The 12,127-nt window shown below is 41.6% G+C and carries 10 protein-coding genes; 6 read left to right on the top strand and 4 right to left on the bottom strand.

The annotated features are described in order from the left end of the window. Nucleotides 1-441 precede the first annotated feature (441 nt). Genes AC1DND_RS06490 through AC1DND_RS06465 form a run of 6 tightly spaced genes read left to right on the top strand, consistent with a single transcriptional unit; the run spans nucleotide 442 to nucleotide 6,304 of the window. A complete protein-coding gene (locus AC1DND_RS06490; RefSeq protein WP_477580074.1) occupies nucleotides 442-1,206 on the top strand; it encodes a phytanoyl-CoA dioxygenase family protein in 765 nt (254 codons plus the stop codon). A gap of 56 nt (nucleotides 1,207-1,262) precedes the next feature. Further along, on the top strand, nucleotides 1,263-2,084 hold the full coding sequence (locus AC1DND_RS06485) for a sugar phosphate isomerase/epimerase family protein (RefSeq protein WP_477580072.1): 822 nt from the start codon (nucleotides 1,263-1,265) through the stop codon (nucleotides 2,082-2,084). Nucleotides 2,085-2,129: 45 nt separating this feature from the next. Beyond that, nucleotides 2,130-3,554: an MFS transporter gene (locus tag AC1DND_RS06480; RefSeq protein ID WP_477580070.1), complete on the top strand. Its 1,425-nt coding sequence runs from the start codon at nucleotides 2,130-2,132 to the stop codon at nucleotides 3,552-3,554. A 50-nt stretch (nucleotides 3,555-3,604) separates the two neighbouring features. Further along, the gene (locus AC1DND_RS06475) at nucleotides 3,605-4,687 is read left to right on the top strand and encodes a Gfo/Idh/MocA family protein (protein WP_477580068.1); all 1,083 of its coding nucleotides are present in this window, start codon (nucleotides 3,605-3,607) and stop codon (nucleotides 4,685-4,687) included. A gap of 22 nt (nucleotides 4,688-4,709) precedes the next feature. After that, the gene (locus AC1DND_RS06470; RefSeq protein WP_477580066.1) at nucleotides 4,710-5,444 is read left to right on the top strand and encodes a glucosamine-6-phosphate deaminase; all 735 of its coding nucleotides are present in this window, start codon (nucleotides 4,710-4,712) and stop codon (nucleotides 5,442-5,444) included. Between the two features lie 2 nt (nucleotides 5,445-5,446). Next, nucleotides 5,447-6,304, top strand: coding sequence for an ROK family protein (locus AC1DND_RS06465; protein ID WP_477580064.1), 858 nt, complete (start codon nucleotides 5,447-5,449; stop codon nucleotides 6,302-6,304). 418 nt (nucleotides 6,305-6,722) lie between these two features. Here AC1DND_RS06465 and AC1DND_RS06460 read toward each other — a convergent pair whose 3' ends face one another. From AC1DND_RS06460 to fucP, 4 genes are all read right to left on the bottom strand, one after another. After that, entirely contained in the window at nucleotides 6,723-8,306 is a 1,584-nt protein-coding gene (locus AC1DND_RS06460) for an aldehyde dehydrogenase (NADP(+)) (protein ID WP_477580063.1), read from the bottom strand. A 32-nt stretch (nucleotides 8,307-8,338) separates the two neighbouring features. Then, a complete protein-coding gene (locus AC1DND_RS06455) occupies nucleotides 8,339-9,190 on the bottom strand; it encodes a fumarylacetoacetate hydrolase family protein (protein WP_477580061.1) in 852 nt (283 codons plus the stop codon). Between the two features lie 33 nt (nucleotides 9,191-9,223). Further along, complete coding sequence (locus tag AC1DND_RS06450) at nucleotides 9,224-10,882, bottom strand: UxaA family hydrolase (protein WP_477580059.1); 1,659 nt, start codon at nucleotides 10,880-10,882, stop codon at nucleotides 9,224-9,226. Between the two features lie 83 nt (nucleotides 10,883-10,965). After that, nucleotides 10,966-12,127 (bottom strand): L-fucose:H+ symporter permease (fucP, locus tag AC1DND_RS06445; protein ID WP_477580057.1); only part of this gene is annotated, 1,162 nt, incomplete at its 5' end.

Raw genomic sequence — 12,127 nt, 5'->3', positions numbered from 1 at the left:
CTCTTTCGCTAAGGGCGAAACTCAAGACTTGCCATTCAAGATGCTCCAAAATCTGCCCTGTCAGCCAAAGCTACCGCAGCCCAAGAACGCTGCCGTAGCTCATGAATGATAAGGCCCATGATCCAGCGCAGGGCCCAGCGCTTCAAAAACAAGATCCATTTGATGAAGGGAAGAATTTATCCCTTCATCAAATGAAATCCTCCGGATTTTCGGCTTAAGCGATACAGCCCACCTCCCCTGCCAAAGCTAAATTTACCCTTTACCCAACTTCCTCCCCTTCGCAATATTTCTCTATTGCAACGGAAATATACAAGAAGATCCCCAAGTGGTTTAAACTGAATATTTCCCTATCCATTCTATTAGGTTCAATATAATACTATCCTTTTTTTATGAACAGGTTATACACATAATGCATGCATTTTTGATAAAAACCTATGTGTTATGATGAATGATATTCTGTCTCAAAATCAAATCGATTTTTTCTATGTAAACGGTTATTTGTTAGTAGAAAATTTATTAACGCCTGAGGAAGTTGAAACTTATCGTTGCCTGTACGAAGACTTCCTATCCAACAAAATTAATGCCGCAGAGAATCGAGGAGATCTCGCTGGTCAAAATGAAACGGGAACCGAAGATAAGGCTGTTGAACGAATTACCCAGATCATGGTACCCAGTCGGATTGTTCCGTCTTTATTACAAGATGTACTTCACCAGAAGTCATTGGCTATTGCCAAACAGTTGCTGGGAAATGACCTGGAACTTGACTTTGACATGCTGATCGATAAAGCACCTTATACAAATACGCCAACACCATGGCATCAGGATTGTGCTTACTGGATAAGCATGCCTGACACAAGAGCTACGAGTTGCTGGGTGGCCCTGGATGAGTCATTTAAAGAAAATGGCTGTATGTGGTATGTACCAAAATCGCATTTAATACCCATCAGACCACACAGGCCCTCTGGAAAGGGCGGTGCATTACAATGTGATGCTAATGAAGAGGAGGGTGTAGCTGTCGAAATCAAACCAGGAAGCTGTATATTTCACCATGGCGGCACCCTACATTACAGCAGGGGAAATTCTACGGATAAACGCCGTCGTGCATTTATTACCAATTTCAGACCCGCAGAAATGATAAAATTTGAACGTGAACGCGGATACGATCATACCGGAAATAGGAAGGTAAGAGATGAAAGGGCAAAATAAATACTGCCCTTAATCTCAAAGGAGTCCAACTAACATCAACAAACTACACCAAATAAATGCAAATAAATTATTTCTGTCCCCGTTGGGGAAGTGAAGATATGCCTTGGGATGACTTTCTCAGTGCCGTAAAACAGGCTGGTTATAATGGGGTAGAGATCGGTATTCCCGAAGACGAAAATACAAAAGCAGAATTGTTGGAAAAAATTGAAGGATATAAGCTGAAGTTTATCGCCCAGCATTGGGAAACAAATGACCGTGATTTTAATACCCATAAAAAATCATTTCGTTATCATCTGGAAAGGCTTGTTAAGACCAACCCCTTTCAAGTGAACTCTCATACTGGAAAAGATTATTTCACTGCTGCACAAAATGGAGAACTCCTAAAGATTGCCGAAGAAATTTCAGCGAAAAGCGACGTTTGTATTACACACGAAACACATCGTGGACGGTTTTCATTTGCCTCCCACCTTACAACTCCTTATTTCACGGAATTTCCTAAATTACAGATTACTTTAGATGTTTCACATTGGATCTGTGTTGCTGAGAGTCTATTGTTTGACCAACAGGAAGCCATCGAAAGCTGTTTGCCGCATACCAAACATATCCATGCCCGCATGGGCCATACTCAAGGTCCCCAGGTAGACGATCCCCGATTGGAAAAATGGCAGCAGACGGCAGAAAGGCATTTTGAAATATGGGACAGTATTGTCGAATACAATAGGGCAAATGGAACAAAAGAGATTTCCTTTACTACAGAGTTTGGTCCGATACCCTATATGCCAACAGTACCGGCAGGAAAAAGTGCGAGCGGCTTTCAGTTTGAGTTAAATGTTTACATCTTAAAACAATTGATAAAGAGATACAAATGCTCAACTTAGTTAAAAGTTATTATTGAAATTATTCAGATTTTTAAAAAAACCAAAATGATAAAAACAGCTGTTATCACTCCGGAAACCCAACAGATTGATGTTGATAATACTCAAACAGGGAACAGATCTTTGTTAGTAGTTATCGTGTGCGTATTCTTCTTTTGGGGCTTTGCTGCATCAGGAAACGCATTATTGATCCCCGTTTTTAAAGAATCATTTCATCTTTCACAGTTCGAAGCACAATTGGTCGAGCTGTCATTTTACATCGCGTATTTCATTGGATCCATTATTTATTTTGTTATTTCTATAAAAAAAGCCAGCTGGCTTCCACAGATCAGTTCAAAAAAAGGAATGGTTAGGGGATTATTGCTTTCCGCTCTTGGAAGCATATTATTGGTTGCCGCTACATCAATCCATTCCTATATCTTCTTCTTGCTTTGCCTGTTTGTTATCGCTTTGGGTTTTACACTGCAGCAGATTGTGGCCAATCCATTATTGGTGCAATTGGGAAATATCAATACCGGTGCGCATCGCTTAATTTTAGCGGGTAGCGTGAATTCATTCGGTAATACCATTTCACCGCTAATACTAAGCGTTTTTTTATTTGGAGGGCTCGCAGCAAAAGTAAACGGCTCAGCTTTATCATTACAGTCTGTCCGTATACCATACATCGTATTAGCAGTTTTATACGTGATTTTTGCAGTTTGGTTCTACAAAACCCCGGTTCCCAAAACCAGCCAGCTAAGCGATGAACCGATAAAAGACCTCGGAGCTTTAAAATACCCGCAGCTTGTGCTGGGAATGGTTGCTGTATTTTGCTACGTTGGCGGCGAAGTAACCATGCAAAGTAATCTGCCCGCCCTAATCCATTCTGCTAAGATTTTAGGGCTGCCCGCCAGGGATGCTATTCCCTATTTAAGTTTATTTGGAGGCTGCCTTATGATTGGAAGATGGACCGGGGCTGTTTTTAGCTTTAAAGTTTCAAAAACAGCACAAACATTTCTGCTCTGTCTGGTACCCTTCCTTGCTTTTGGGGTAGTTCTTTTAGTCAACTGGTTAGGGGACTATTCTTTAAACGAAATAATCGACTATGCTTTGTTTTTACCTATATTGATTATTGCCCTACTCATAAGCAGGAATAATCCCATCAAAATATTGATTTTCGCTTCTGCTGCTGCAATCGTGATGATCGCTGGGGGGCTGCTGTTGAATGGTAAATATGCTTTATACTGCATCGTTTCGGCAGCTTTGTTCAGCTCACTCATGTGGCCATGTATTTTTCCTGTTGCGATTAAAGGATTGGGAAAATATACCCAGCAGGGCTCATCCCTGCTAATTATGATGATCCTCGGCGGAGCAATCCTTCCCCCCTTGCAAGGTTTATTATCTGACCATCCATCGATAGGTATACAGCTCTCTTATATTTTGCCATTGCTGTGCTTCTCATACGTTGGCTGGTATGGATTGAAAATGAAATAGCACCAGCGCATTATATAATATTTTTTAACAACCCATTTTAATACTAGAATATGAAAAAGGTAAAAGTTGCCATATTGGGTGCCGGATTTATTGCTGACATCCACGTGGAGAGTTACACAAGGTTTGTCCCTGAAGCCGAGGTGGTCGCAGTTTATGCACGAAATGCTGATAAAGCCCAATCCTTTGCGGATAAACACCATATCGCCCAATATTTTTCTTCAATTGATGAACTGATCAAAAACGCTGACTTTGATGTCATTGATATTTGCCTACCAAATTTCCTCCATAAACAGGCAACAATAAAAGCCGCAGCAGCCGGTAAACACATTATTATTGAAAAACCATTAGCAGTTACGCTGGAAGAAGCTGACGAAATGATTGCTGCCTGCGAAAAGGCCAACGTGAAACTGATGTATGCGGAGGAGCTTTGTTTTGCACCTAAATACGAGCGCGCCAGAAAATTAGTGGAAGAGGGAGCCGTTGGAAGTGTTTATATGTTAAAACAATCCGAAAAACACTCAGGTCCGCATTCCGATTGGTTCTATGATATCAACCAATCAGGGGGCGGTGTCTTAATGGACATGGGATGCCATGGTATTGCCTGGTTCAGGTGGATGTTGAAAAACACTAAGGCTGTGAGTGTTACTGCGTCGATGAATACGGTATTCCACAAGGAGAAAACCCTGGGTGAAGATAACTCCATAGTCATTATAGAATTTGAAAATGGCGTAACCGGCGTTGTGGAGAACTCCTGGGCGAAACAAGGGGGAATGGATGACCGTAGCGAGATCCATGGAACGGACGGTGTGGTATATGCCGATCTATTCGTTGGAAATTCGGTTCTGGCTTATAGCAAAAATGGCTATGGTTATGCTATGGAAAAAACAGACACTACGGTGGGCTGGAGTTTTTGTATGTTCGAGGAAGCCTTTAACCAGGGTTACCCTCAGGAATTAAAACATTTTATAGATTGTATACAAAATGACTGGGAGCCATTGATCACCGGTAAAGATGGCAGGACAGTTTTGGAGATCATCTATGCAGCCTACGCATCGGCAGGACAAGGCAAAAAAATAATGCTTCCATTTAGTTCAAAAGTAGAAAGACCCATTGACCTTTGGTTAAAGCCTTAGTACATTTCCAAATATTAAAACCATGACAATAAAAATTTACAGCACGTATGAAGAGCTTTCGGTAAATGTTGCCGATTATGTAATCAAGTTGATGTCAGGTTATGACAAACCCTTGTTTTGCCCTGCATCTGGCGATACACCCGCAGGTGTATATAAGAAATTGATCGAAAGATTTCGTGACAAAAAATATGATGTGGCCGGTTGGAAATTTGTGGGTTTGGATGAATGGGTGGGGTTAAACGGAACAGATGAAGGAAGCTGCCGCCATTCAATTGATAAAGACCTGTTCCTCCCGTTAGGCATCCGTGAAGACAACATCTGTTTTTTTGACGGCCGCTCGGTAGATCTTCCCAAATCGTGCAGAGATGCTGAACAATTTATCAGCGATCAGAATGGAATCGATGTAGTCATTCTCGGTTTGGGAATGAACGGACATATCGCCATGAACGAGCCTGGATGCGCAATTGATTGCAGGACCCAAATTGTACTGTTGCATCCTATCACCGGACAGGTTGGACAAAAGTACTTCAATGAACCCAAGATACTGAAAGAAGGCATTACTTTGGGAATGGGAACACTCCTGGAAAGTACGCATATCATTTTAATGGTAAGTGGTGAGCACAAGGCTGAAATTGTCAGAAAAATGATAGAGGAGCCTGTTACGCGTGATCTACCCGGAAGTCTCTTGCTGAGCCATCCATCCCTTACCATTTTTTTAGATGGCGGTGCTGCCGCCCACCTATCAAATAAAAATTAAATATGAAGAGCCTTCAGATTCTAGGAATTGACCTTGGTGGAACGAATTTAAGAGCGGGAATCGTGGTTAACGGGATTATCCAATCCTTTGTTTCACAGGCCCTTCATTCGCACGGCACCGGAACTCAGGTTCTTGAGCAAATTTTCGGCGTAATTGATAAAATCATTAATAACGATATCGCAGCCATCGGAATAGGCATCCCAGGTCTTGTGGATCCAACAACAAGGATACTGTATGATGTGGTTAATGTTCCTGCGCTGAATGGGATGGATCTTTTAATGATTTTGGAGCAACGCTATAATATTCCGGTACAAATAGAAAATGATGCCAATTGCTTTACATTGGGAGAATTTCATTTTGGTGCAGGCCTCCCCTATGAATCTATTGTGGGATTAACCATAGGAACAGGGCTTGGTGCAGGAATTGTAATCAATGGCAAATTATTTACCGGCAAACACGGTGGCGCTGGAGAATTTGGAATGATAAAATATCTCGATAAAAATATCGAATATTATGTAAGTGGCCGCTTTTTCGAACATGTATACCAAACGACAGGAGAAATTGTTTTTCAAAGAGCAATAATGGAGGATGCGGAAGCGATTGAAATGTATGAGGATTTCGGCCGGCATTTAGGCGAAGCGATTAAAATGATTCTCTGTTCGCTGGATTGTGAATGTATCCTCATTGGTGGAAGCGCAAAGACAGCCTTTTCTTTTTACTCCAAGAGTATGTGGGATACGGTTAATGGTTTTGCATATAAACGTGCGGTTTCCGCCTTAAGCATTGAACCATCTATTCTGTTAAATGCGAATATCCTGGGGGCAGCTGCGCTACACTTTACGGTTGACCGACGGAAATAATAAATGAGGTTGTATCATAAATATAGATTGTCATCCTGAGCCTGTCGAAGGGCCTGTTAAATACGCTTTGAGGTGTTTCGACAAGCTCAACATGACAGCATTTGAGGTGAAATCGCCTTTATGATACAGCCTCTTCCAGGCCATATAAAGTGAACCTCAACGGCTAAAACTTCTTCAATGACAAATTCGCAGAAGTCATGCGCAAAATCAAAAACACCTGAATTGACCTTATAATATGCAATTCAGGTGTTTTTTTGACTAAACATGTTATTTCGTTTCCATCAGCGGACTTGGATCCAGGTGCTTTATTTTACCAGGATAACCTGGCAACCAGTGCTGGCTGTTGACTTAACCATATCATATCTCCGGTAAGATCTGCGTAGCCGCTTTGAGCTATAAAGGGGCTGAAATTAAGCTATCAAACCGTTTTCCATGATCCATCTACCAACCTCAAAATATTCAATGGGTTACTGTTCTTTAATGCTTCCGGAAGTATTTCATCAGGGATATCCTGATATGATACTGGTCTTAAAAACCGATAAATGGCCGCAGTACCCACTGACGTTGATCGTTGATCGGTAGTAGAAGGAAAGGGTCCACCATGGTGCATGGAATGGCAAACTTCTACACCCGTCGGGAAACTATTATAGATAACACGACCAGCTTTTTGAGTAATGATGTCAATTATTGGTATTAAGTTGTTTTGATCGGCAGGTTCTGCATGTACAGTTGCGGTAAGCTGCCCTTCCAACTGATTTATAACCTGATGGAGCTGTGCTACATCTTTAACCAATACCAAAAGTGTTGCCGGCCCAAAAACCTCTTCACTCAACGCCTTATTGAGGAGAAAATCTTCTGCAGAAACTGTAAATGCAATTGGCCTGGCTTCATTTCTATCATTATCCGCAGCCTTTATTCCCTGAGCCAAAACAGTCACCCCACTAACGCTTTTCGCTAATTCCAAACCTTTATGATAAGATTTGCTGATATTCTTATTTAGCATTGTTGCAGGTTCGCTGGCGCTTAAATACCCTTCAAACTGATTTAAAAACGCCTTCCCCGTCTCATTTTCAATCAGCAATACCAGTCCAGGGTTAGTACAAAACTGGCCAGCGCCCATTGTTACCGAACCAGCTAATCCTTTGGCAATTGCTTCTCCTTTTGCCTTTAATGCCTGCTCCATCAAAATAACCGGATTTATAGCACTCATTTCCGCATATATGGGAATAGGTTCAGGTCTGTTAACTGTGGCATTGTGGAGAACCATACCTATTTTTCTGGATCCCGTAAAACCAACAGCCTTTATGAACTTATGCTGCACAAGTTTTATTGATTGATCATCGGTAAGATTTAAAGAAGAAAATACACCTTCTGGCATTTGCGTTTTTTGAGCAGCCTTAATGATGGCAGATGACACCAGTTCGCTTGTGCCGGGATGCGAAGGATGCGTTTTAACAATGACCGGGCATCCTGCCGCAAGCGCCGATGCTGTATCTCCTCCGGCAGTTGAAAAAGCCAATGGGAAATTACTGGCACCGTAAACTGCTACAGGCCCAATTGGAATCAGCATTCTTCTGATGTCAGGTTTTGGCAAGGGAGTTCTTTCAGGTTGCGCAGTATCAATTCTCGCATCTACATACCAGCCATCACGTAATAACAACGCAAACATTTTCAGTTGACCACAGGTGCGGCCTCTTTCCCCTGTTATTCTCCCCATAGGCAAACCTGATTCAGCAGCAGCTCTCTCCAAGAGTGATTCCCCGAGTGCCATTATTTCATCAGCAATTGCTTCTAAAAACTCCGCACGCTGTATTGTAGAAGTGTTTTTGTAACTTATAAAAGCGTGATGTGCCAATGTCAGCGCTTGCTCAAACTCCGCTTCTGTAGCATAAATAAACTTTTCTGGCATTGAAATATTCTCCGCTGGATTGAAAGCTTGAAAGCTGTTCTCTCCTTTACCGCTACGGGTACTTCCAATAAAATTCTCACCTGTTATAGACATAATTATTTTTAAAGTTTAAAACTAGCGCGCTATTAACGGATAGCAATATAATTTGTTAATGTGCCAATGTTATCAATACTTATGCTAACCTCATCCTTTTCATTCAAAGTAAAGTCATTAGGCGGTACAATACAGGTTCCGGTCATTAAAAAACAACCATTATCGAAATCACATCCTGCAAACAGGTAGGTTACCAGCTCTTTTAGCGACCGTTTCATCCTGCTAATCGAAACCGAATCACTGAAAACCTCTTTGCTGTCTCTCTTTATCACCATTGCTATCATTGTCTGGTCTGAAATTGGTGCTTCTGGCACATATAAGCAAGGGCCCAATGCTGCACTTCTTTCATAAATCTTGGCCTGTGGCAAATACAATGTGTTTTCTCCTTCAATGCTTCTCGAGCTCATATCGTTACCGATTGTATAAGCCTGAATGTTCCCCGATGAGCTGATAAACAAAGTCAATTCAGGTTCTGGCACATTCCAAACTGAGTCTTTTCTTATATTTACATGCTGATTGTGACMTGCAACGCGATGCGGTAAAGACTTAAAAAACAACTCCGGACGATCTGCGTCATAAACTTTATCATACATACTTGCACCGCCTGAATCCTGAGACTCTTCTTTGCGCGCTTCACGACTGCGCAAGTAGGTTACCCCGGCCGCCCATACTTCCTGCTGTCCAATCGGGGCTTCTGCTCCATTTTCTAATATTGCCAGTGCTTCTACTTCAGGCAAAGATAATGTACCTTCCTGAGCTAACAGGTGAATTAAATGCTGATGGAGATTATCATTGTTTATTAAAGTATCCCAGTCGGTATTTAACAAATAATACCCAGTATCACCATGCAAAAGTGCCCCCTGTTTTGTTTTATATAATTTCATATCCTTGTTTTTAATGATCAAAATGTCTGTTTATTATAAAGATATCCCTCTTTTCCACGGGATAAAATCATTATGTCCTAATGTCTCGGCCTTGGCCCTTACCTGTCCGCTTGCTATTTCAATGATGTAATCCATAATACGCTCACCTACTTGCTTAATTGTTTCTTCACCGGTTATTATAGTTCCTGCATTGATGTCGATGATATCATTCATCTTTTTATACAATGTGGTGTTGGTAGATATCTTTACAACAGGAGCAATCGGATTACCCGTTGGTGTACCAAGCCCTGTCGTAAAAAAAACAAGCGTTGCTCCTGCCCCAACTTCTGCTGTTGTCGACTCTATGTCACTTCCTGGCGTACACAGTAATGTAAGCCCTGGTTTAGAAACCTGCTCAGGGTAATCCAGAACATCAATAACCGGGGATGTACCAGCTTTTTTGGCCGCACCTGCCGACTTAATTGCATCAGTAATCAAGCCGTCCCGGATATTGCCTGCAGATGGGTTTGAATCAAAGTCCGAGCCTACGGCTTTCGCCCTTTCATGATAAGCAGTCATTAAAGACATAAACTTTTTTGCAGTACTTTCATCCAGGCACCGATCGCTTAATTCCTGTTCAACCCCACAAAGTTCGGGGAATTCTGAAAGGATTACCGATGAGCCCAAAGCCACTAAAAGATCAGAGGTATGGCCCAAAGCCGGGTTAGCTGAAATCCCAGAAAACCCATCGGACCCGCCACACTCTAATCCGATACAAAGTTTGCTCAAGGGTGCTGGCTTGCGCTTATACTCATTGGCCTCCATTAAACCCGCAAAAGTCTGTTTGATGGCCTGGTTTATCAATTCTGACTCTGATCCGACCTGCTGATGTTCAAAACAGTACAAAGGTTTGTTAAAGGCTGGGTCACGTTTAGTTATCTGCTCTTTCAACAACGATATTTGCGCATTCTGACAGCCCAGGCTTAATACCGTTGCCCCTGCAACATTGGCATGGGTAATGTACCCGGCAAGCAGACCACAAAGATTAATGGCGTCATCTTTTGTGCCGCCACAACCTAATGAGTGGGTTAAAAATTTAACCCCATCGACATTTGGGAATACCCTATTTTCGATTCCTGCCCCAACATCTGTCAAATCTAAATCTACATTCAATATATCTGCTTTAGACATACCTGCCCTATGCATCTTAACCAATTGCTGAACCTGATTATAGTAAGAAAAATCATTATCATAATAGCCCAATCCTTTCATAAAAGCATCCTGAATCACCTGTACATTCTTATTTTCGCAGAACACCAATGGAATAACGAGCCAATAATTGGCTACACCAACTTTTCCATTTTCTCTATGATAGCCCATAAATGTTTTATCTTTCCAGGATGATATTTCAGGCAGCTCCCAACTAATTTTTCTTTCCTTAAGTTTATAACTACCAGAAGCATGACTAATATTATCTCTGGTAATTACTTCTCCTTTCTTAATCGTTTTATTTGCCTTGCCTACAAGTACACCATACATTAGAACCTCATCCCCCTTATGTAAGTCAACCGTAGCAAACTTGTGCTTTGCCTGCACATCAGTAATTAAATTGTATGTACCACTATCATTACTTACAGGCTCTCCGGCTTTTAAATCCGACAGTGCTATTTCGATATTATCGGTGTTATTTATTTTAAGTGTTTTTGATTTCATTAGTTAAGTATTTATTTTTCTAGTATTTACTTCACAACCTATTTCATCCTATGCAACAATCATGATTTATCATTTGATTTAGCTTAATGGTGCTGTAGTGAAATACTTTTAGGGTCAATCTTTTTCCCTATTCCTTTTATGGCATACCAGGCAATAAAAGCGAAACATACCATTGGTATCAGAAAGGCTATAGACATTCCTAAACGATCTCCTATCAGGCCCATTAGCGGAGGACAAAATGCGCCACCCGCAACTGCCATCACCAGAAACGAAGCTCCTTTTTTGGTCAGCGGTCCTAAATCATAGATACCTAAAGCAAAGATTGTCGGGAACATGATCGACATAAAGAAATAGGTAAAAAACAGGGCTATTACCGAAAACCATCCCATTTCTAACAATACTATAAATACCAACACAGTATTCACCAAAGCATATATTCCGAGAAGCTTCTGTGGCGATAAATATTTCATCATATAGGCCCCTGATAACCGTCCGATCCAGAAAAGGCCCATCCCCCCGATTGCAAGAATAAGAGATGCTGCCTGTTCCGGGTTTTTAGGTTTAAACACCTCGCCAAACCAACCTAAATGCTGCATGATATCTTTAACAGGTCCCATAACATTCGGTATCGTCTCCGTAACATAGTTAATAAAAAAAGAGTTTATTCCAGTCTGAGCAGCTACATACAAAAATTGCGCAATTACAGCTAATACAAAGGCCGGATGCTTCAATAAATTACTCATCGGCGGGTCATCAGCTGTTTCGGTTTCACTAGTTTCCTTTACTTCAGGAAGTTTGAAGAGCATAAAAACAAGCGCAACAACCACAACGATTCCACCGACAATCATGTATGGTTTAACCATCGAATCGAACTTGTCTACCCCAGGTGTATGTTCTGTTCCAAAAATGAATAAGCCGCCCATTAAGGGGCCCAATATCCAGCCTAATCCATTAAAAGACTGCGATATGTTGATCCGTCTGGCAGCATATCCATGAGGTCCTAGAATAGTTGAATAAGGATTTGCCGCAGTTTCCAGACAGGCCAGCCCGCATGCCAGTACAAATAAGGCCAGTAGAAAAGGAATAAACGCCTGTAGTTTAGCTGCAGGATAAAAAAGAAAGGCACCAATGGCAAATAAAGCCAGTCCTAAAATGATTCCTTTTTGATATCCGAACCGCTTCATGAACAATCCTGCCGGTACAGCCATGGCCAGGTAGCCTATATATGCCAGGTAGCCTATATAT

The organism is Pedobacter sp. 01N416 (assembly GCF_056399685.1).
This window is presented reverse-complemented; position numbering and strand designations above follow the sequence as displayed.

What these genes read in the sequence shown, in the direction of transcription:
- AC1DND_RS06490 (WP_477580074.1), top strand. Translation starts at nt 442, where the DNA reads ATGATGAATGATATTCTGTCTCAAAATCAAATCGATTTTTTCTATGTA.
- AC1DND_RS06485 (WP_477580072.1), top strand. Translation starts at nt 1,263, where the DNA reads ATGCAAATAAATTATTTCTGTCCCCGTTGGGGAAGTGAAGATATGCCT.
- AC1DND_RS06480 (WP_477580070.1), top strand. Translation starts at nt 2,130, where the DNA reads ATGATAAAAACAGCTGTTATCACTCCGGAAACCCAACAGATTGATGTT.
- AC1DND_RS06475 (WP_477580068.1), top strand. Translation starts at nt 3,605, where the DNA reads ATGAAAAAGGTAAAAGTTGCCATATTGGGTGCCGGATTTATTGCTGAC.
- AC1DND_RS06470 (WP_477580066.1), top strand. Translation starts at nt 4,710, where the DNA reads ATGACAATAAAAATTTACAGCACGTATGAAGAGCTTTCGGTAAATGTT.
- AC1DND_RS06465 (WP_477580064.1), top strand. Translation starts at nt 5,447, where the DNA reads ATGAAGAGCCTTCAGATTCTAGGAATTGACCTTGGTGGAACGAATTTA.
- AC1DND_RS06460 (WP_477580063.1), bottom strand. Translation starts at nt 8,306, where the DNA reads ATGTCTATAACAGGTGAGAATTTTATTGGAAGTACCCGTAGCGGTAAA.
- AC1DND_RS06450 (WP_477580059.1), bottom strand. Translation starts at nt 10,882, where the DNA reads ATGAAATCAAAAACACTTAAAATAAATAACACCGATAATATCGAAATA.